14 protein-coding genes are annotated in these 19,341 nt (G+C 72.2%); all 14 read right to left on the bottom strand.

Annotated elements, in window-relative coordinates; translation table 11 throughout:
• Positions 1-31: 31 nt before the first annotated feature.
• Complete coding sequence (locus tag ACFRCG_RS00215; RefSeq protein WP_380027005.1) at positions 32-1,372, bottom strand: MFS transporter; 1,341 nt, start codon at positions 1,370-1,372, stop codon at positions 32-34.
• Positions 1,373-1,377: 5 nt separating this feature from the next.
• On the bottom strand, positions 1,378-2,712 hold the full coding sequence (locus ACFRCG_RS00210; protein ID WP_380027003.1) for an acetyl-CoA carboxylase biotin carboxylase subunit family protein: 1,335 nt from the start codon (positions 2,710-2,712) through the stop codon (positions 1,378-1,380).
• A 132-nt stretch (positions 2,713-2,844) separates the two neighbouring features.
• Positions 2,845-4,005 carry a saccharopine dehydrogenase C-terminal domain-containing protein gene (locus ACFRCG_RS00205; RefSeq protein WP_380027001.1) on the bottom strand — a complete coding sequence of 387 codons (1,161 nt, stop codon included), beginning with the start codon at positions 4,003-4,005 and terminating at the stop codon, positions 2,845-2,847.
• A complete protein-coding gene (locus ACFRCG_RS00200) occupies positions 3,998-5,083 on the bottom strand; it encodes a saccharopine dehydrogenase (RefSeq protein WP_380026999.1) in 1,086 nt (361 codons plus the stop codon). Before ACFRCG_RS00200 ends, ACFRCG_RS00205 begins: the two co-directional genes overlap by 8 nt.
• 81 nt (positions 5,084-5,164) lie before the next feature.
• Positions 5,165-7,492, bottom strand: coding sequence for an iron-containing redox enzyme family protein (locus ACFRCG_RS00195; protein ID WP_380026997.1), 2,328 nt, complete (start codon positions 7,490-7,492; stop codon positions 5,165-5,167).
• A gap of 43 nt (positions 7,493-7,535) precedes the next feature.
• Positions 7,536-8,453, bottom strand: a complete 918-nt coding sequence (locus ACFRCG_RS00190; RefSeq protein WP_380026994.1) for a 3-oxoacyl-ACP synthase — start codon at positions 8,451-8,453, stop codon at positions 7,536-7,538.
• On the bottom strand, positions 8,450-9,313 hold the full coding sequence (locus ACFRCG_RS00185; RefSeq protein WP_380026992.1) for an isocitrate lyase/phosphoenolpyruvate mutase family protein: 864 nt from the start codon (positions 9,311-9,313) through the stop codon (positions 8,450-8,452). Before ACFRCG_RS00185 ends, ACFRCG_RS00190 begins: the two co-directional genes overlap by 4 nt.
• Before the next feature lie 70 nt (positions 9,314-9,383).
• The gene (locus tag ACFRCG_RS00180; protein WP_380026990.1) at positions 9,384-10,178 is read right to left on the bottom strand and encodes a thioesterase II family protein; all 795 of its coding nucleotides are present in this window, start codon (positions 10,176-10,178) and stop codon (positions 9,384-9,386) included.
• A complete protein-coding gene (locus ACFRCG_RS00175) occupies positions 10,175-11,269 on the bottom strand; it encodes a C45 family autoproteolytic acyltransferase/hydolase (RefSeq protein ID WP_380026988.1) in 1,095 nt (364 codons plus the stop codon). Before ACFRCG_RS00175 ends, ACFRCG_RS00180 begins: the two co-directional genes overlap by 4 nt.
• Complete coding sequence (locus ACFRCG_RS00170) at positions 11,266-11,880, bottom strand: GNAT family N-acetyltransferase (protein ID WP_380026986.1); 615 nt, start codon at positions 11,878-11,880, stop codon at positions 11,266-11,268. The genes ACFRCG_RS00175 and ACFRCG_RS00170 overlap by 4 nt, the downstream gene beginning before the upstream one ends.
• A gap of 1 nt (position 11,881) precedes the next feature.
• Complete coding sequence (locus ACFRCG_RS00165; protein ID WP_380026984.1) at positions 11,882-12,145, bottom strand: acyl carrier protein; 264 nt, start codon at positions 12,143-12,145, stop codon at positions 11,882-11,884.
• Positions 12,129-13,679: an AMP-binding protein gene (locus ACFRCG_RS00160; RefSeq protein ID WP_380026982.1), complete on the bottom strand. Its 1,551-nt coding sequence runs from the start codon at positions 13,677-13,679 to the stop codon at positions 12,129-12,131. The genes ACFRCG_RS00165 and ACFRCG_RS00160 overlap by 17 nt, the downstream gene beginning before the upstream one ends.
• The gene (locus ACFRCG_RS00155) at positions 13,676-17,017 is read right to left on the bottom strand and encodes an amino acid adenylation domain-containing protein (protein WP_380026980.1); all 3,342 of its coding nucleotides are present in this window, start codon (positions 17,015-17,017) and stop codon (positions 13,676-13,678) included. Before ACFRCG_RS00155 ends, ACFRCG_RS00160 begins: the two co-directional genes overlap by 4 nt.
• Positions 17,014-19,341 carry a class I tRNA ligase family protein gene (locus tag ACFRCG_RS00150; RefSeq protein ID WP_380026978.1) on the bottom strand — a complete coding sequence of 776 codons (2,328 nt, stop codon included), beginning with the start codon at positions 19,339-19,341 and terminating at the stop codon, positions 17,014-17,016. Before ACFRCG_RS00150 ends, ACFRCG_RS00155 begins: the two co-directional genes overlap by 4 nt.

Here is a 19,341-nt window from a genome sequence, read left to right as displayed (position 1 = left end):
GGTCCTGGGGTGCGACAGCCTGACGGGACTGTCATGGCGGTTGGCGGATGCTTCCGGCGTGGGTCGAGGTGTCGGTGGGGTCGGCTTCGCCGACGGTCGGCCGACCCGTGGTCGGCCGGTCCCGCACCGAGACCAACACCAGCACGATCGACAACGCCGAACCCACCGTCAGAACCGGCCACACCCCGTGTCCGAACCGGATGAACAACCACCCGCCCACGACCGGTCCGACGGCCGCGCCCAGACTCCAGGCGAAGTGGAAGCCCGCGATGTAGTGGCTCTTGAGCCGCGCGGGCCCGGCCACCACCGGATAGGCCGTGGTCGCCGGCCCGCCCAGGATCTCGCCGACGGACCAGACCAGCGTGCCGAGCAGGATCACGGCCGGACCCAGCGGCAGGCCGTACACGCCCACGCCGACGCCCACCAGGACCAACGCCCAGGCGATGGTCAGCCGTTGCGACCACGCCTGCGCGTACTTGGTCATCAACAGTTCGAACGCGATGACGATGAAGCCGTTCAGCGACACGGCCAGCGTGTACCAGAAGATCGCCACGCCGCTGTCCTTCACGTCGAGCGGCAGCGTGGACAGGTACTGCACGTAGACGACCCCGAAGAAGAAGATCGCGGTCAGGTACAACATGTAGCGGCGATCGCGGATCATGGCCCGATACCCGTCGCGCCCGACCGGCTCTCCCTCCCCGCCCTCCTCGCCGGCCTCGGGGGTCGTGTCGCGGCGCGCCGCGCCCGGCTCGGCGGAGCGAGGCGGCAGCGTCACCCACGCGAGGGTCGCGTAGCACAGCGCGACCGCCGCCTCCACCCAGAAGACCAGGGCGTAGCTGTGGCCGGCCAGGTTGTACAGCGCGAACCCGAACAACGGCGCGACGGTGACGCCGAGGTTCAGCCCGAACCGGTACATCGCGAAGATCATCACCTGGCGGTTCGCCGGGGTGAGGTCGGAGAGCAGGGTGGCCGACGCCGGGCGGTACAGCTGCCCGGCCATGCTGACCAGCGCCACCGCGACCAGGATCAGCCCGAACGAGGGCAGGTACAGGATGGCCGCCAGCGGCACGCTCGCGCCGACCATGCTCACCACGCTCGCGTTGCGCGCGCCGAGCCGGATCGACAGCGCCCCGCCGAGCAGGACCCCCACGATCGCGCCGCCGCCGTACACGCCCAGCGCGAACGCCGCCTGCCCGTCCGAGTAGTCCCGCGAGGTCAGGAACAACACCAGGAAGATGTTCAGGAAGGCTCCGAGGCGGTTGATGAACGCCCCGGTGAGCAGCGTCTTCGCCGGGAGCGACGCCTGCCGGAAGGTGGCCACCACGGTCACCTCGTCGCTGTCGTGGCCCTCCTCGCGGGCGACGCGGACCATGCCGGTCAGCCGACGACGACGCGGATGGCGGCGCGCACACGCTGCTCCAGGGCGTCGAGCCCGTCGGGCGTCGGGGCGTCGATGAAGAACGTCACGGACCGGTCGTCGGAGTCGGCGAGCGGGGTCAGCGACGCGCCGCGCTCGCGCAGGACCAGTACGGCGCGCAACGTCGGCTCCTCGCCCGGCCCGCCGGGCTTGATGTCGGGCCACACACCGCTGGCGCCGATCCACTCCGGCCGCACGTCCGGCCAGTCGAGCACCACGTCCTCCAGCGTGCCGGGCCGGTGCTCCAGGTAGACCTGCCGCGTGTAGCGATGCGGCTGCGGGTAGTTCGCCGGCTCGCCGAGCGCGACGCGCAGGATCTCCGGCTCCAGCGGTCGCCCGGTGGCCAGTTGATACAGCGTCAGCAGCCCGTCGCCGGGGGTGCGCGCGGCCACCTCCATCAGGCGCGGGCGACCGTCGTCGCCGACCCGCCACTCGGAGTGGGCGATGCCGTGCTCGAACGCGAGCGCCGCCACCAGTTCCCGATTGGCCGTCAAAAGCGCCTCGCGCAGGTCCTCGCGCACGCTCGGCACGCTGTGCGCCATCTCCACGAAGGTGTGCGCGTGGCTGTCGGTGGTGACCTTGTCGGTCACCGACGCGAAGACCACCTCGCCGTCCTGGACCAGGCTCTCCACGGAGAACTCGGGGCCCGAGACCTTCTCCTCGACCAGGACCACCTCGTGATCGGGGTACGTCGCCAGCTTCGCGCGCAACCCGGCCGGGTCCGCAACCGTCTCGACGCCCGAACTGGACGCGCGGGAGGCGGGTTTGACCACGGCGGGGAAACGCACCGCGTCGAGGTCGACCCGCTCGCGCTCGCCGGCGGGAATGGTCAGCGACGCCGGGCCCAGGTCGGGGGCGTACCAGCGCTGGAGGTACTTGCTGCGGCAGGCGCGGCTGGCCCGCAGCCCGGGCGAGCGCACGCCGAGCCCGTCGGCGAGCAGACCGGTCGGCTCGGCGAGGTAGTCGCCCACCGCGTAGGCGCCGACGATCGTGTACGCCTCGCGCCACGCCGAGGTGCGCGCGATCGCGCCCGCTACGAACGCGCCCTGCACGGTGAAGTCGCCCGTTACATAAGCTATTTCGGTGATCTGTGCGGCGGGGTTGGAGGTGTCGGCCATGGCCTCCGTCGCCTGCGCGCGGTAGGACTCCGCGGTGATGACCAGGATCTTGAGCCCACGCCCGGAGAGTTCGGTCAGGTAGAGCGGATTGCGGCGGATCACGGGAAACGAGCCGGTCAGGATGAACGCCTGGGGCCGGTCGGCCGATTCCCGCGACTCGAACGGTGCCTGGGTCATGGTTGCGTGTCCTCCTGGATCGGGCGGTTCCGGTGGTCCGGGTGGTTCGGGCGGGGTCGAACGGTCGCGGTGCTCGGGCGGCCGGGGTGGTTCGGATGGGGTTGCCGGGTGGATCGTGGCGACGAGTGGTGTTCAGCCCGTCCGGTGCTGCTCGTCGAAGCGCCAGTCGACGCCGTTCTTGCTCAGGAACTCCAGCCACCGACGGGCGTCCTCGGCGCCCTGGGCGGCCTGGCGCAGGCCCGCCGGCATCCGTCCGGCGAGGATTTCGGTGATCCCGTACGCCAGCGGCAGGGACACACACCGCGCCATCGCGCTCTCCTCGGCGTCGCCGACCGTGTCCAGCACGTATGCGCCGCGCCAGCCCGCGCCGTTCGCGCCCTCGACGTCGAGCGCGACGGCGAGCACGACCCGGTCCCGGTCGGCGTCGGTGGTCGGATACCGGGCGGCGAGTTCGTCGGCGAGGGCGGCGATGCGGTCGCCGTCGCCGGTGCGCACGGTGGCGAACACGTCCTCCCACGCCCGCAGCCAGCCGTCGAGGCGAAGTGTGCCCCGGACGAACACACGCGCCCGCCAATCGGCCGGGAACGCGTACTGGGTGAGGTAGGGGAGGCTGTCGCGGTTGGGGTATGCCTCGAACGTCTCGCCGTCGAGCACGAGCGAACGAGTCGCCGTCCACGGGAGGTCGACCACCTGCTCGACGGCGCCGTCGAGGTAGCGGGCCGGCGCGCGCAGCGCGTTCAACACCCCGCGCGGCGCCCAGCTGAACCGGTAGCGGAACTCGTTGGACTCGGCGGGGACTCCGCCGCAGTACGAGGTGAACTCGACCGTTGCGGGGCCGTCGCCGACGACCTCGCGGCCCCTGGCCACCAGCAGGTCGGCGAACAGGTGGTCGATGCCCGGGTCCAGGCCCGCCTCGGTCAGCACGACCAGACCGGCCTTCGCCGCCGCCGGCGCGCCGGCCACGATCTCCTCGGACACGTAACTGCTGCACGCGAAGTGGGCGTTGCGCTCGATACACAGTCGCAGCAGCGCGGGGTGTTCGCTCGCGGGCAACATCGACACGACGATGTCCCCGGTGCGCAACTCCTCGCCCAGCCGGTCGAGATCGTAGGCGCGGGCGGCGGCGCGACCGGTCAGGTCCAGCCGGGCCAGGCACCGCTCGGCCTTGGCGTCGGTACGGCCCCAGACCAGCAGCCGCGCGGCCCGGTCGGCCACCACACGCAGACCGCCGCCGGTGGACAGGCCGGTGCCGATCCAGTGCACGGTTCCGCCGGCGGGTATCGCGTCAGACATGAACGTTCTCCGTTTCCAGGCCGTTCGCCTCGCATGCCTCGCGGAAGATCCGCAGGCAGCGCTGCCAGGGTTGCCCCGGTTCTCCCAGGGTCGATAGATGGGGCGTCAGTTCGGCGGAGAAGGCGGTGCTGGCCTCGCCGGGAAGCAGCGACGGCAGGTTGTCGATGGCGATCACGCCCAGCGGGTCGCCGGCATCGCTCACCACGCGCACCGGCTCGCGCCAATCGGTGATGTCGTCGTAGACGGGCAACACATTGTTCCGGGACGTGACATCGCAGGTGACGTCCGCGATCAGGGACAGTCGCCGGGGGCGCGACCGCAGCGACGCGAGGGTCACGAACGGCGGGGTCGGCGCGGTCACCAGGACGGCGTTGACGAGGATGTCGTGATCGACCAGCGCCGCGTGATCCAGCGACCGGGTCTCGGCGACGTCCCAGCAGGTCGGCTCGATCCCGGCGACCGCCAGCGCGTCGCGCGCGCCGCGCCCGCACCGGCCCAGCGCGCCGATGACCAGCACGCTCGGCCGCGCGCCGGTCGACGTCTCGCGCAACACCCGGTCCAGGTCCTGCTTCGGGCGCGGTCGCAGCGGCGGATCGAGCCGGCCCCGATGCCGGAGCACCGCGAGCGCCGCGCCCACGTATCCGGCCCAGTAGCCGAACGCGGCCAGCCGCCGCCCGTCCGTGTCGGTGAGGTATTCCAGGTCGAGCAGCGCGCCGCCACCCGCCGTAAAGCGCCGCAGCAGCGCCTCGGCGTCGCGCTGGCCCTTGTACGCGTGGCCGAAGAACACATGCCGATGCCGCAACGTCGTCGGTTCGTCCGGGAGTTCCTTGAGGCCCACGACGAACTCCGCGGCCGGGGCCGCCCGCCAGCTCCCGGCCTCGGCGGCCACGCAGCCGGCGTCGAGGTAGTCCCCCATCGGGAACACGCGTTGCGGCGAGTGCTCGACGGTGACCGTGATGCCCTGCGCGACGAGCCGCGCGGCGTCGGCCGGCACGATCGGAGCACGCCGCTCGCTCTCGCGCGTCTCGTGGCGCATCGTGATCCCGACGTCGGTGGTGCGCGGGCGGGGATCGGCCATGTGCTGTCCTCCGGGTGCGGGTCGCCTGTTCGGGGTCGTGCTCGTGCTCGTGCTCGTGCAAAAGCGGGGCCGACGGCCGACTCAGATGACCAGGTCGGCCAGGTCGTCGCTCGCGCCGGGAGAGGAAGGATCGCCGGACACGGTGTCGGGTTCGGCGGGTGCGCCACCGGCGGATATGCGCTTGAGCAGGGGCTGTTCGAGGAAGTACGCGAAGGAGGCGTAGCCGCGCCAGACCCTGCGCCACTGCTCGGCCACCGCCGCCTCGCCCGCGGTGCGCCGCACCCGGTCGAGGAATCCGACGATGATGTCGGCGGCCTGTTTGGCGTGCCCGGCGGAGAAATTGTCGATGGTCAGGTGGGCCTGTTCGTAGCAGTCGTCGATGCCGTGGTGGCGCAACTTCTGGATCTCGTGCAGCCGCATCTCGCCGGAGCCGAACATCTCGATCGCCAGGTTGTAGCCCAGGATCTCGTTGTGGAAACGATCGGGGAACAGGCACATGCACAACTGCTGGATCGCGAACCCGTAGAGATCGTCGGGAAGTTCGTCCTGCTCGATGAACGCCTCGTCGCGGATGTGCGGCAGTTCGATGCCCGCACTGGCCAACACCCGGTGGGTCAGCGTGATGTGGTTCTTGCGCAGGTCGCCGTTGCCCATCTCGTCGGCGTAGATCGCGAACAACATGGCGTCGGTCTCGCGCTCGTCGTGCCCGAGGTTGCCGAGGCGGTGCAGCCACGCGCCGTCGATGAGGTAGGTGAGGTAGTAGGTGGACTGCCGGAACAACACCTCGTCGCGGTCCGGGATCTCCCGCAGCGGTTCGTAGGGATCGACCAGCTTCTCCCAGTAGACCCGCTCGGCCCGCTCGTACAGGGCCCGCGGGCTGTAGTCGAACCAGGTCGCGTCGGTGTACCGGCCGCCGGCCCCGTGTACGAACAGGACCTCCGCGTCCCGGAAGCACTGTTCGGCCCGCTCGGCGGCGATCGGCAGCGTGTTGGCGAAGTTCTCGATGTTGACCAGGCGGTGGAACAGCTCGCGGTGGTCCCGGGGTTCGGCCTCGGCGATGACGACATCGGCGGGGTCGCTGCCGATGATCGCGGCGCGTCGGCGCTCGGCCGCCGCGTCGCCGGCGGTCTCGGCGGAGATCTCGACGGCGGGCCGCTCACCCGCCTGTACGCTCACCGCCCAGGCCCGGAACGTGGCCGCCTCGTGCTCGTCGAAGATCCCGAACATCGGCCCGCCGAAGCGCATCGCGTCCAGGAGCCGGCAGTCGCCGTTGCCGGGTCCGCGCAGGTATCCGGACTCGCGCAGGTCGGTCAGGAATGCCGCGAGATCGATCCGGGCGGCGCCGAAGACGTCGGTCAGCGCCTTGCCGCCGACCCGGGTGCCGCCGTGTTGGCGGCCGGCCAGCGGGGCGTGGCGCGCGATGATCGCGGCGACCCGCGACTCCAGGGTGCGGCCGGCACGCCAGGCCGCGTGCTCGGCGAGCATCGCGACGTGCTCCCGCTCCAACTCCAGGGTCAGCCGCACGGCCGTGTACAACCGGCGGCGCGCGGCCGGTCCCGCCAGGGCCAGATGTTCGGCCAGCACCTCGCGCAGGGCCGGTTCCGGCAGCAGCGGTGCGGTGTCGGTGAGCAGGTCGTCCACGCCGAGCGCGAGGAAGGCGTAGTGCACGCCCGAGACCTCGGGCAGAAAGTTGGCCGGCAGCCGGGACAGGGCCAGGTAGAAGGCGGCGTGCAGCGCGGTGAGCGGGCGGGTGCGGGCCCGGTCCGCGAAGTCGGCGGCGGCGAGCTCCGGCAGGAATACACCCGCGTTCTCCAGCGCGCGCCGGCGCGACCCGGCCTGGCCGCGCTCGGGGTTGCCGCCGCCGCGCAGCGTCAGGTGCTGCGCGAAGAGCCGGTTGACCACGACGGACGGCTGGGTCGCGGGCTGGGAGAGCGTGTCCAGCCAACAGCCGGCCACCAGCGCCAACGGCGCGCGCCCGCGCAGGGCTTCCGCGCGCGCCTCCGGATCCGATCGGGTCAGCGCGTCCAGGATCGCGGCCGACCGGGCCCGGGCGGCCCGCACTTCGGCGGCGATCGCCTCGGCGAGGACGTCGGCCTCGGCTTCGAGTGCGGCTTCGACGTCGGCTGGGCCTTCGTCTACGTCGCCCTCCGGGCCCGGCCCCCGGCCGCCCGCATCGGCCAAAAACGCGTCCAGCACCCACCGGGCGACCACAAGCGTCGACTCCGACTCCTGGTCGCGCAGCAGCGTGCGGAACACCTCGACCGGCTCCGCGCGTACCGCCGCCCGCGCCTCGTCCAGGGCGGCGCGGCCGAAGACGAACGGTCGGTGCGGCAGCGCGTCGACGGTGTCGGGCAGGACGAAGGGCACGAAGGCACGGCCGGGACCCGGCGTAGGCGGTGCGGTGGTCATCCTGAGCCTCCAACTCGGGCGTTCGGTGGTGCCTCGGCCGCGCTCACGCGCCGACCCGGCGCAACAACACCCCGATCCGTTGCCCGGGGACGCCGGCGGCCAACAGGTAGTGCCGGCCCGGTTGTACGTGTCCCGCCTCGGCCCGGTCGACCAGGTTGATCAGCGGATCGGCGGCGAAGCAGTGGCCCACCCGGGTGATGTTGTCCAGATGGAGCTGGGCCGGGGTGAAGCCGGCCTGCCGTTCCTTCATCACGATCACGGGTTTGAAGATGTTCGCGTGCATCAGGCCCGCGATGTCGCCCGGCTTCATGCCCAGGGGGGTCAGCAGGCGCTCGTTCACGGTGCGGGCCAGATCCGCGCTGATCTCGTTGGAGTGCGCCAGTCTGCCCCGGTCCTGGGCGCTCGCGCAGGCAAGGATCTCGTAGCCGCCCGCGATCTCGCCGGCGGCCGTCACCAGGCAGCTCGCCGCGCCGTCGCTGAACAGCGCGTAGCTCGCCATACGGTCGTCCTCGTGCGCGGCGCTGTCGGTGGTGACCACCAGCACCCGCCGGTGGCGGCCGGCGCGGACGAACGCGGTCGCGGTGTCGATCGCGGCCAGCAGGTTGACGCAGCGGTTCATGTTCTGCCCGTAGAAGGGCACGTCGCCCAGGCCCGCCTCGGCCAGGAACGTCTCCATGAACGCGCCGTGCCCCTCCGAGGGGCCGGGTACGCGGGTGGAGCACAACACGACGGCGTCGGCGTCGCTCGCGCCGGCGCGCAGCGTGGCCGCGGCGCTCTCCGCGGCCAGCTCGGCCAGGCCGCGCTCGGTCCGGCGTACGCTGCCCCAGCCCCACAGGTCGGGCGTCGGCGCCATCCTGAACTCCGCGGCACGCGCGCCCAGATTGGCGATGCTCGTGTGCGCGACCTCGAACTCACCCAGCACGTAGCATGGTTGATGCAGGTAGGCGGCCGCTGCGCTCACGCGTCCTCCTCCGCCGCGCCGGCCGGCGCCGACATCAGCGTGTTCGCCTCGGCGTAGGGCACGGCCTCGCCGACGAAGGTGAACGTCCCGTGGTCGTGCACCTCGCGCGCGGCGCGCAGGAATCCGCCCAGCGCGGCCCGGGCGAACGCCGAGCCCAGGCTGATCCGCCGGGCGCCCAGCTTCTCCAACTCCGGGACGGACAACGCCGGTCCGACTCCCGCGAGCACGTTCACCGGCCGGTCGAGCACCGAGCACACGGTGCGGATCGCCTCGACGTCGGGCAGGCACGGCGCGTACAACACGTCCGCGCCCGCCGCCTCGTACGCCCGAAGCCGGGTGAGGGTGTCCTCGAAGTCGCGGCGGCCGTGCAGGAAGTTCTCGGCCCGCGCGGTCAGCGTGAACGGGAACGGCAGCGCCCGGGCCGCCGCCACGGCCGCCGTCACCCGCTCCACGGCCACCTCGATCGGAAGGATCGGGTCGTCCGGGTCGCCGGTGGCGTCCTCGATGGAGGCGCCCACCAGACCCGCCTCGGCGGCCAGACGGATCGTCTCGGCGATCTCCTCGCCCGAGGCGCCGTAGCAACTCTCCAGGTCGGCGCTCACCGGATGCGGCGTCGCGGCCACGATCGCGCGCGCGTTGTCCAGCGCCTGGCCACGATCCAGCAGGTTCACGCCGTCGGAGTGGCCCAGTGCGAAGGCCAGGCCCGCGCTCGTGGTCGCCAGCGCGGTGAAGCCGAGCCCCGTCAGCAGGCGGGCGCTGCCCGCGTCCCACGCGTTCGCCACCACGAACGCTCCCGCGCTCTCGTGCGCCTCCTTGAAGGCGAGGCCCCTGCGGTACTGGTCAGCCGGGTCGAGCAGCATTGCCGTTCCTTCCGATGTGTCGACGCGCCGGTGTGTCGACGCGCTCGTGTGGTCACGCGCTGAGAGAGGGTCAGATCACCTCGACGTGCTGGTCGGCCCGGATGGCGCCGAGCAGCAGGTCGATCACCGCAGAGGGGCCTTTGTCGCGGAAGTGGAAGTGGCCGCCGTCGACCCAGTGGCACTCGGGCGGGCGCACACACTCCCCCTCCCACAACGCGACCTTGTCGGCGGCCAGATAGGGGTCGTCGCGCCCGGCGATCACCGTGACGCCCACCGCCAGCCGTGCGGCGGCCGTGTACTCGTAGCCGGCGGCCATCCGGAAGTCGGCGATCACGCCGGGCAGCAGCAGGTCCAGGACCTCGTCCTGGGCCAGCACCTCCGGGGGCAGCCCCTCGAAGAACTCCAGCGCCTCGGCGAACTCGCGCCCCTCCAGGGCGGCGAGCCGGCACACCCGCTCCGAGGGCGCGAGCGAGGGGGCCGCGACTCCGGAGACGAACAACCGGCGCAGCGTGGGCACATCGCGCAACCGCCGCGCGGTCTCGAACGCGACGAGGCTGCCCAGGCTGTGCCCGAACAGGTACACCGGCCGGGTGGCGTCGGCGCCCGGCGTGCCGGCCCGGGCCCGGATCGCCGAGGCCGCGCCGTCCGCGAACGCCGCCAGTGTCGGTCGGGCCTCGCGGGCCCGGTGCGCGCGGCCGGGCGGGCATACCGCGACCAGTTCGCCCTCGTCGCCCAACCCCTCCTGCCAGGCCAGGAACGACCGCGAGTCGCCGCCGGCGTGCGCGAAGCAGTACACGAGCGGGGTGTGCGCGGCGGCGTCGTCGCGCGAGACGAACCAGCCGTCGCCGGTCACGGACACGCTCACGAGGTCACCTCCGACGGCGCGGATCCGAGTGTCGCGGGTGCGCGCAGCGAGAACGAGTGGGTGCGGTTCAGCGCCGGATCGCCCGGCCGCACGTGCAGTTCGCCCAGGTCGGGACGCAGCACCACGGCGGCCACCGTGCGTTCGCGGCGGATGTCGCCGTTTCCCTCGACCCGGATCGGCGCCCGCGACAGCAGCGCGAAGTGTGCCTCCACGCCGGCGTCGGGCGGCAACTCGCCCACCCGGGTCCGGCAGGCGTCCAGGCGCTGTCGGGAGAAGTTGCGGGCGAAGACGTTGAGTTCGTCGTGGGCGAGGAAGTCCGGGTGCAGGAAGTGGTTGGTGTGCACGCTCGTCGAGGACACGCTCACCCGCTGCTCGTCGTCCAGGATCTCCACCCACGCCGTCTTGCGGGCATCGCACAACACCAGGTTGCGCGAACTCGCCAGCCCGAGGGTGCGCAGGATCCGCACCGCCTCGTCCACGTCGGCGGCGCTGTCCAACAGGTGACGGATGGCCAGGTAGGGCGGCAGGCCCGGCCGCCATCTGCCGCCCAGCACCAGGTTGAGCCCGACCGCCAGGCCGTCGCTGTTGATCCCGAGATAGCCCAGAAGCCCACCGAAGCCGAGCACCAGGACCCGGCGGGGCGAGCCGGTCCGCGCGATGTCCAGGACACAGATCTGATCGTCGAGGTCGCCGTTGAGATCGACCGTCTGCGCCAGCACCGGACCGGCCGCGCCGGCGACGGCGTACGTCGTACAGTCCCCCATGGTCGGGATGCGCTGGTATCCCATCACCTCGCGCCGGATCTGCAGCAGCAGCGCCTCGTCGGCATCGAGTCCCGCACCCTCGGCCAGCCCGCGCAACTCCTCGGCCAGCAGCGGTGTCTGGGCCTCGATCTCGACCCGGTACGCGTCCAGCACCGGCCGCAGCGTCGCCCACGACACCGGGGTCGTCCCGACCCGGTTCAACCGGGCCAGCCCGTCGTCGAGGAAGGCCCGCAGGCTCTCCGCGCGCTCGACGCCGTGCCGCCGCCCGCACGCGAAGGCGTCGCCCCGGGCCCGCACCACCGGCACCGCGAGGGTGTCGGTGGTCATGCCCGCCCCGTCGGCCGGGTCACCTTGGGACCGGCAAGCAACTGCTCGCGCACCGAGGGCCATTCGCCGCGCAGCACGCTGTAGTAGATCGCGTCGCGGCGCCGCCCGCCGGGCATCGGGTTGAAGCTGCGCAGCACCCCCTCCTCGGTGGCGCCGATGTTGCGCAGACCCGCGCGCGCCTGGAGGTTGAGCACGTCGGTCTTGAACTCCACCCGCTCTGCGCCGAGTTGTTCGAACGCGTGCTCCAGCATGAGGAACTTCGCCCAGCGGTTGACGCCCCTGCCCCGGAACTCGGCGCCCAGCCACGACCAGCCGATCTCCAGCCGCCCGTCCGGCTCGGCGATGCTGCAAAAGCTCATGCTGCCCGCCGTGCGGCCCACCGACTTGTCGATCACGTTGTAGACGACCCGGCGACCGGCGGCCTGATCGGCCAGCGCCGCGTCGAAGAACGCGTCGAACTCGGCGTCGGTGGCGATCACCAGCACGAAGTAGCGCCAGATCTCGGGGTCCATCGCCTGTTTGCGGATCGCCTCGCGGTCCTCGGGGACGATCGGGCGCAGCAGGACGTGCTCGTTCTCCAGCGTCGTCGAAGCGGTCCGCACCCAGGTCATCTCAAGCCGCCTTTCCGGCGTGGCGCGACAGCGCCTCGGTCACATCGCGCAGCGTGCTCATGGCCGCGACGTCGGGTTCGGTGAAACAGGCCAGGTCCACCCCTGCATCGTCGCAGGCGGCCATCAGGAACAAGACCTTGTTCAGCGAAGTCAATCCGTACGTGCCGACCATGTCCTGGTCCGGGTCGAGGTCCTGGGGGGCGATGTCGGACTCCAACACCCGGGCCAGGTTCGCCCTGGCCACGGTCTCAATCTCGGACTGCATGGATGCCTCCCTCGGTGTCGTGGATCCGGGAACGGTAGGCGTCGAGAATGGGCCCGCGCCTGGGCTTGAGCTGCGAGGTGAGCAGTCCGTTCCCGACACTGAACCGGGGACTGGCCACCACCACCGCGCGGATCTGCTCGTCGGGCCCGAACGCGGCGTTGGTGCGCGCGAGTTGCGCGGCGACGGCGCGCTCCAGGTCGGGTCCGCCCACCCCCGCCGCCGGGGAGATCACGGCGACCAGCCGGGTCTGCGTCGGGCAGAACACCACACACTCCTCGATCGCGGGACTGGCCTTCATCCGCTCCTCCAGCGGACGCACCACGACCTTGCGGCCGTTGTCCAGCACGATCACGTCGTCGGCGCGGCCGTGCACGTACAGGAATCCGTCCTCGTCGAGCCGGCCGATGTCGTTGGTCCGCACCGTGCCGTCGGGGGCGAACACCCGCTCGGACACCCCGGGCGGCGCCTGCTCGTAGCCCGCGCACACCGGGTGGTCGGCGTGTACGTGGATCACCCCTTCGGCGTCCAGGATCACCCGTTTGCCCGGCAGGACCCGCCCGACACTGCCCCGCCGGTGCGCGCCGGGGTGGTTCTTGGTGACGATGCACGTCTCGTTGAGGCCGTAGCCCTCGAAGATCGGCAGTCCCGCGTCCTCGAAGAAGGCCAGCGTGCCGGTCGAGGCCGGCGCCGAACCGGTCCACAGGTAGCGGACGCGGTCGCCGAACAACCGCCGCGCGCCGTCGCGGCGCGCGGTCGCCTCGTCCGTGTCGGCACCCGCGCCGCGCATTCGCGCCTCGATGTGTTTCCTGGCCGTCTCGAAGAACCCCGGCACGCCCATCACCACCGTCGGCCGGATCGCGCGCAGCGCCGGGAACGCGGCCTCGTAGGTGCAGATCGTGACGTCGTGGCCCCAACGCAGCGCGGAATACGTCCAGTAGCGCTGCTGGAGCACCGACAGCGGCAGGAACACGAGCAGGTTGTCGCCGTCGCCGTGCGCGAACATCTCCTGGACCGCGCGCAGATCGTCGTCGATGCTGCCGACCGACGCGGTCAGCGTCTTGGGCTCGCCCGTGCTGCCCGAGGTGAGCTTCAGCGACAACACGTCGTCGGGCGTGTAGACGATCGGTTCCGATACCCGACCGTCGTCCGGCAGGGCCGACGCGACCTCGATGTCGGCGAGCGCCCTGCTGCCGGGAGCCCGCGGCGTCCCGTCGGTGAACAGCACGCCCAGTCGGTAGCGTTCGAGCAGCCCGGTGTCGGTATCGAACTTGGCCGGGTCGAAGCCCACCGTCACCGCGCCCAGGCGGATCGCCGCGAGATCGAGCAGTACCCATCCGAGGCCGTTCGCGGCCAGGATGCCGATCCGGTCGCCCCGCTCGATACCCAGGTCGCGCAACCACAGCGCGAGGCGTCCGGCACGCGTGTGCAGTTCGGTCAGCTCGATCGTCCGGGTCCCGCCCAGCCGGAAGAAGGAGATGTGCCCGCCGGGGGAGGGGGCCCGGGAGACGATGTGGTTGATCACCGAATCGCTCACGGCGTGCTCGCCCCCGCCCCGGCGCGCTCGGCCAGGCCGCGTTCGACGTGCGCGGCCATCGTGCGGATCGTGTCCACCTCCGGCAGGCGGTCCAGCGTGATGGTCAGACCGAACCGTTTGCGCACCCCGGCCAGGATGCGCGCGGCCACCAGCGAGTCGCCGCCCAGGTCGTACAGCGGGCGCGTGACGTCCAGGTCCACGTCCGCGACGCGCAGCGGCTTGGCCCACAACCCGGCGACCACCAGCTCCAGTTCCGAATCGGCGGCGGTGGGCGCGGCCGACGCCGGCGACACCGCCTCGGCGGCGGCCGCGAGTCGGGCCCGGTCGACCTTGCCGTTGCGGGTCAACGGCAGCGCGGCGTGCCAGTACACGGCGGCCGGGATCATGTACTGCGGCAGATGTTCGCGCAGCGCGGCGCGTACCGCGTCCACGTCCGGGCGTTCGTCGCCGGCCGGGACCAGATGGGCGACCAGCCGATCGCCCCGCGCGCCGGACTGCCGGGAGACCACCGCGCGTTCCACGGCGGGCAACGCGGCCAGTCGGGTCTCCACCTCGCCGGCCTCGATGCGATAGCCGTTCACCTTGATCTGGAAGTCGCCCCGGCCGAGGATGTCGATCTCGCCGTCCGGCAGGTAGCGGCCCAAATCGCCCGTCCGGTACAGGCGTTCGCCGCGCTCCGGGTCGAGCACGAAGCGCTCGGCGGTCAACTCCGGGTCGTCCCAGTAGCCCCGCGCCAAACCCACCCCGGCCGCCCAGATCTCGCCGGTGACCCCGTCGGGCACGTCGCACCCGAACTCGTCGAGCACGTACGCCCGGTTGTTCGCGTTGGGCCGCCCGTAGGGGATGCTGCGCGAGCCGTCCTCGTCCGGGCCGATCGGGTGCGACACGTTCCAGATCGTGGTCTCCGTCGGCCCGCCCAGCGAGACGATCCGCGCGTCCGGTACGAGTTTGCGCAACTCCTGCGGCAACGTCGGCGGAATACGGTCGCCGCTCATCATCACCAGGCGCAGCGTGTCCAGCGCGTCCGTGCCCTCCGCGGCCTGGTCGCGCAGCAGCGACACGATCGCCGGTACCGAGTTCCACACGCTCACCCGCGCCCGGCCGCACAACGACAACCAGTGCGCGGGATCGGCCGCGCGGTCCGCGTCCGGCAACACCACGGCCGCCCCGGCGCACAGGGCGCCGAAGACGTCGTAGACGGACAGGTCGAAGTTGAAGGCGCTGATCCCGAAGAAGCGGTCCGCCGGCCCGATTCCGAAGCGCGCGTTGCAGTCGGCGACCACGTTGGCCACACTCGCGCGAGCGACCATGACCCCCTTGGGCTCGCCGGTGGTCCCCGACGTGTACAGCACATATGCCAGGTGGTCGTCGTTGGCCGCGCCGGGCACCGGACGCGGATCGGGCACCGGTCCCGCCGGCAGCGGCCGGCCGGCGTCCAGCACCAAAACCTCGCGCCCCGCCTCGGCGCCCGCCTCCCCGTCGTTGGTCAACACCACCCGCGCCCGGCCGTTGTCCAGCATGTACGCGCGCCGCGCCGGCGGGAGCGCGGCATCGACCGGCAGGTACGCGGCCCCGGCGAGCAGCGTCGCGAGAATGCCGACGACCTGCTCGGGCCCACGATCGATCACCAGCCCGACCAACTCGTCCGGGCCCACGTCGTGGGCGCGCAACCAGGCGGCGGCGTGCGCGGCGTGCCCGTACACCTGCGCGTAGCTCAGCGAGGCGCCCGCGGTCAACACCGCGGGCGCGTCCGGCGCGCGCTCCACGTGCGCCAGGAACGCGTCGATCAACATGCCCGGCGCGGGCGGCGGCGTCGCCGTCGCGTTGGTCGCCCGGCGGCGCTCGCGCTGCGCCTCGGGCAGCAGGTCGAACGTCCGCGCCGACCACGACTCCTCGGCGAGCAGCGCCTCCAGGAGGTGCTGGTAGCCCGATACCAGGTCCGCCACCAGGCCGTCCGGGAACAGCGCGTCCACGCTGTCGAACTGCACCACCACGCCGCCGTGTTGCTCGAACGTGGAGACGTCGAGCCACACCTGCGGGGTCTGACTGGAGGTGTACACCTCCGGCCCGAACAGCTCCAGGGCCGAGCCGTCGACGTCGGCGTGCGCGTAGCCGAGCGCGCTGTTGAACGTGTACGGCATCGGCCCGTGCGCCGCGCCGTCGCCGCGCCGGGCGGCCTCGCGCAACACCTCGATACCGGTGAAGTGCCGGTTGTCCAACCCTCGGCGCAGCCCCGCCTGCAACGCCCGGGCCCGCTCGACGAAGGGCAGGCGCCGGTCCACCTCGATCTCGACGAGCATCGTCTCGCAGAAGTTGCCGACGGCCTCGAAGATGCGCGGGTGGATCGGCGGACGGTTCGCCACCGTCGTGTTGATCGTGAACCGCGAACCGGCGCCCCAGGCCGCGAGGGTGTCCGCGTAGACCGCGAACAGCACCGCGGAGGGGGTGAGTCCGGCCGCCGCCGCCCGGGCCTTGAGCGCGGTCCACCGCGGCTCGCTCAGTCGGGCGAAGCGCGCCGAGAAGCGGGGCGCCACGATCGAGGAGGGGCTGGTACGCAGGGGCAGGTCCGGGGCGGGCGCGAGGTCGTCGAGGCGGTCCATCCAGTAGGCGCGGGCCCGCTTCGCCGGGGCCCGGGTGCGCGCGGCCTCCACCGCGGCCACGTACGCCTCGAAGGACGCCTCCTCCGCCGCGGCCTCGGCCGTACCCTCCGTCGTGTCGTAGGCCCGGCGCCAGTCGCGGAAGAACAGGAACATGCCGATCGCGTCCATGACCAGGCCGTCGTGGTCGACGTGCAGCACCATCCGATCGTCCGCGAGGACGGTGACGTCGACCGCCACGAGCGGCGCGCGGTCGGCCGGCAGGACGCGGTGCGAGCGCGACGCGCGTTCGGCGCGCAGGTGTTCGTGCCGCGTCGCCTCGGACGCGCCGCGCAGATCCATGCGCCCGATACGCACCTCGACCTCGGCCTCCCGCACCTGGCGGCCGTCGGGGGTGAAGCGGGTGCGCAACGCGTCGTGGCGCGCCACCACCGCGCGCAGCGCGGCCTCCAGGCGGTCGAGGTCCCAGGCGCCCTCGATCTCGTGGTAGACGTGACTGGCCACGTTGCCCATCTCGACGTGCTCGCCCCGCCCGACCAGGTAGCCGCGTTGCAGGTCGGTCAGCGCGAAGCCGTCCGGCGGGTCCAGATGGGTGACGAGGGCCGCCTTGTGCTCCTTGATCAGGCGCAGCAGTTCGGGATCCATACGTTCCCGGGGACCCTGCAGGCGCAGATCGGCTCCGGCGGCCGAGATGGTCAGTCCCCTGGCCTCGATCTCGCGGAGAACCCCGAGGTGGTTCACGCCGGCACCCCCGCGCGTGCGGCAACGTCGTCCGGGTCCAGGCCCTCGGCGATCAGCGCGCTCAGTTCGGCGACGGTGCGCGCGCCGAGCAGTTCCTCGATCGGGATGTCGGCGTCGACCTGCTCGGTGAGTCGGTACTGCAGGGCGATCGCCTGCAGCGATGCCATGCCCAGTTGGATCAGCGAGCGATCGTGCACGGGCTCGTCGGCGGGCAGCCGCAGGAGATCGCGCACCAGCGCGCTGAACCACGGGAGCAGCGGCGGGGCCGATCGGTCGGCGGTGGGGGCCGCGGGTTGCGCGTCGGCGGGGGCCGCGGGTTGCGCGTCGGCCGCCCCGGGGACGGCGAAGAACTCCCGGCCGGCCAGGTCGACGACGGTCCCGGCGGGCACCAGGTCGACCCGGGCGGGCCAGCGGGTGGGCGTGGGGACGCCGAGCGCGGCCGACAGGCGCTCCGCGAACCGGGGCATCACCGGGGCGCCGCACGTGGCGAGCAGTCGGGCGGCGGCCAGTTCGAGGGCGATCCCCGTACGTGCCTCGTCCTTGAAGTCCGCCACGTCGGCGGCGGGGGCCTGGTGACGGACGAAGGTGGTGACGTCGGTGACGATGCCGTCCAGCAGTTCGGCCGCGCGATTGAGCGAGAAGCCGTCCTGCCCCAGCGCCCCGGTCAGCGCCGAGCGGCGCGCCTCCAACCGGGCCAGGAAGGCCGCGTGTTCGGGCCGCCAGACGCCGGCGTCGGGCGCCACGCCGGCGTATCGCTCGGCGACACGCCCGCCCAGGTCGTGCAGCCACGCCTGCCAGGTGCCGACCAGGGTGTCCCGCACGAAGGTCTCGTACGCGTCGGGGGAGAAGCTGGTGCGCCGGCCCTCGGGGCGGGTCAGCGCGAGGTAGAAGCGGATCGCGTCTACCGTGCGGGGGTTCAGCACGTCCTTGCCCCAGATCGCGTGGCCGCGGCTGGTGGAGAACTTGCTGTCCTCCAGGAGGTAGAACTCGTTGATGTTGTAGTCGATGTCCGGCTCCCAGCGCGGATGCGCGACCCGGTACAGCGCCGGGACGAACATGGGGTGGAAGAAGCTGCCGTCCGAGCCCAGGAAGTGCACGATCTTCCAGTCGGGCGAGGGGGCGTCCGCGTCCCAGTCCCGGCCCAGGTCGCGGCCGAGTTCGCCGATGCCGTACAGGATGCTGAAGGCGTAGTCCAGCCAGGACCAGATCACCTGACCCGGCACATCGGTCTCGGCGGGGGCGATGCCCCACTCGGCCATGTGCGTGACCGGGATGTTCAACTGTTCGCGCCGGCCCAGGCGTTCGGCCAGCTCCTTGACCGCCGCGGGGACCCGGCCGAGCCGGTGGTGGTCGGTGACCACCTTCCCGAACTCGTGCAGCGGGAAGGTGTAGCGCACCAGCGCCCGCTCGTGCGGCGGCGCGTCGCACGCCGCCGAGCGCGGCTCGATCAGGTCGGTGCACACGTTGGGTTCCAGGCACGTCTCGCAGATGTTGCCGCCGCTGTCGCCGTCGCACGCGGGGCAGCGGCCGGACACCCCCGACTCGTACAGGTACTCGCCGGTGTCGGCGGCGAACAGCGCGGCACTCTCGCGCGGTGCGACGGTTCCCGACGCGGTCAGTCGGGAGAAGAACGCCCGCAGCGCGGCCGGATAGGCGTCGTCGCGGCTGGTCGCGGTGTACTGGTGGACGTCGATGTCCATCAGCTTCAGCGTGGCCAGGATCTCGGCGCTGTAGTGCGCGGCGGTCTGCGCCGGGGTGCGGCCCTCCCGACGGGCGGCGGCCACCACGTAGTTCTGGTAGTCGTCGCTGCCGGTGATGTGCCACGCGTCGGCGCCGAGCATGCGCTGGTGGCGGACGAATACGTCGGCGCCGAAGAACGGCCCCGACAGATGCCCCAGATGCAGGTCGCCGTTGGGCGTGGGGGCGGAGGAGAAGACGAACACGGGACGGGTGCCGAACCCGCGGTGCCCGGTGTCGTGGGCGGCGTTCATCGCCCGTTCGCCGTCGCGCCAGTACAGGCTGACGAACAGCAGGTCGGTGTCACCCGTGTTCTCCACGGAGTGGGTCTCGAACGGTTCGAACTGGACCACGGTGGAGGCGGACACCGGATGGCGCTCGGCGTCCACGGTCAACTCCCCGGTGCCCGAGACGAACACCCATGTCTCCGTCTCGTCGTGCTGGTGCGCCTCCGAGCGTGCGCCGGGGGCGACGCCGACCCAGGTCGCGCCGACACCCAGCCGCGTCGCGGAGCCCGCCTCCACGGCGGCCACGGCGACGCCGTCGGCGGCGTGGGGGGCGTCGGGGCGGTAGGTGCTGATCTTCAC

Source organism: Embleya sp. NPDC056575 (genome assembly GCF_042793325.1).
Lineage (GTDB): Bacteria > Actinomycetota > Actinomycetes > Streptomycetales > Streptomycetaceae > Embleya.
This window is presented reverse-complemented; position numbering and strand designations above follow the sequence as displayed.

Coding starts and splice junctions, on each gene's coding strand:
- ACFRCG_RS00170 (WP_380026986.1), bottom strand. CDS start 11,880: ATGACCTGGGTGCGGACCGCTTCGACGACGCTGGAGAACGAGCACGTC.
- ACFRCG_RS00210 (WP_380027003.1), bottom strand. CDS start 2,712: ATGACCCAGGCACCGTTCGAGTCGCGGGAATCGGCCGACCGGCCCCAG.
- ACFRCG_RS00205 (WP_380027001.1), bottom strand. CDS start 4,005: ATGTCTGACGCGATACCCGCCGGCGGAACCGTGCACTGGATCGGCACC.
- ACFRCG_RS00195 (WP_380026997.1), bottom strand. CDS start 7,492: ATGACCACCGCACCGCCTACGCCGGGTCCCGGCCGTGCCTTCGTGCCC.
- ACFRCG_RS00200 (WP_380026999.1), bottom strand. CDS start 5,083: ATGGCCGATCCCCGCCCGCGCACCACCGACGTCGGGATCACGATGCGC.
- ACFRCG_RS00175 (WP_380026988.1), bottom strand. CDS start 11,269: ATGACCACCGACACCCTCGCGGTGCCGGTGGTGCGGGCCCGGGGCGAC.
- ACFRCG_RS00185 (WP_380026992.1), bottom strand. CDS start 9,313: ATGCTGCTCGACCCGGCTGACCAGTACCGCAGGGGCCTCGCCTTCAAG.
- ACFRCG_RS00215 (WP_380027005.1), bottom strand. CDS start 1,372: ATGGTCCGCGTCGCCCGCGAGGAGGGCCACGACAGCGACGAGGTGACC.
- ACFRCG_RS00165 (WP_380026984.1), bottom strand. CDS start 12,145: ATGCAGTCCGAGATTGAGACCGTGGCCAGGGCGAACCTGGCCCGGGTG.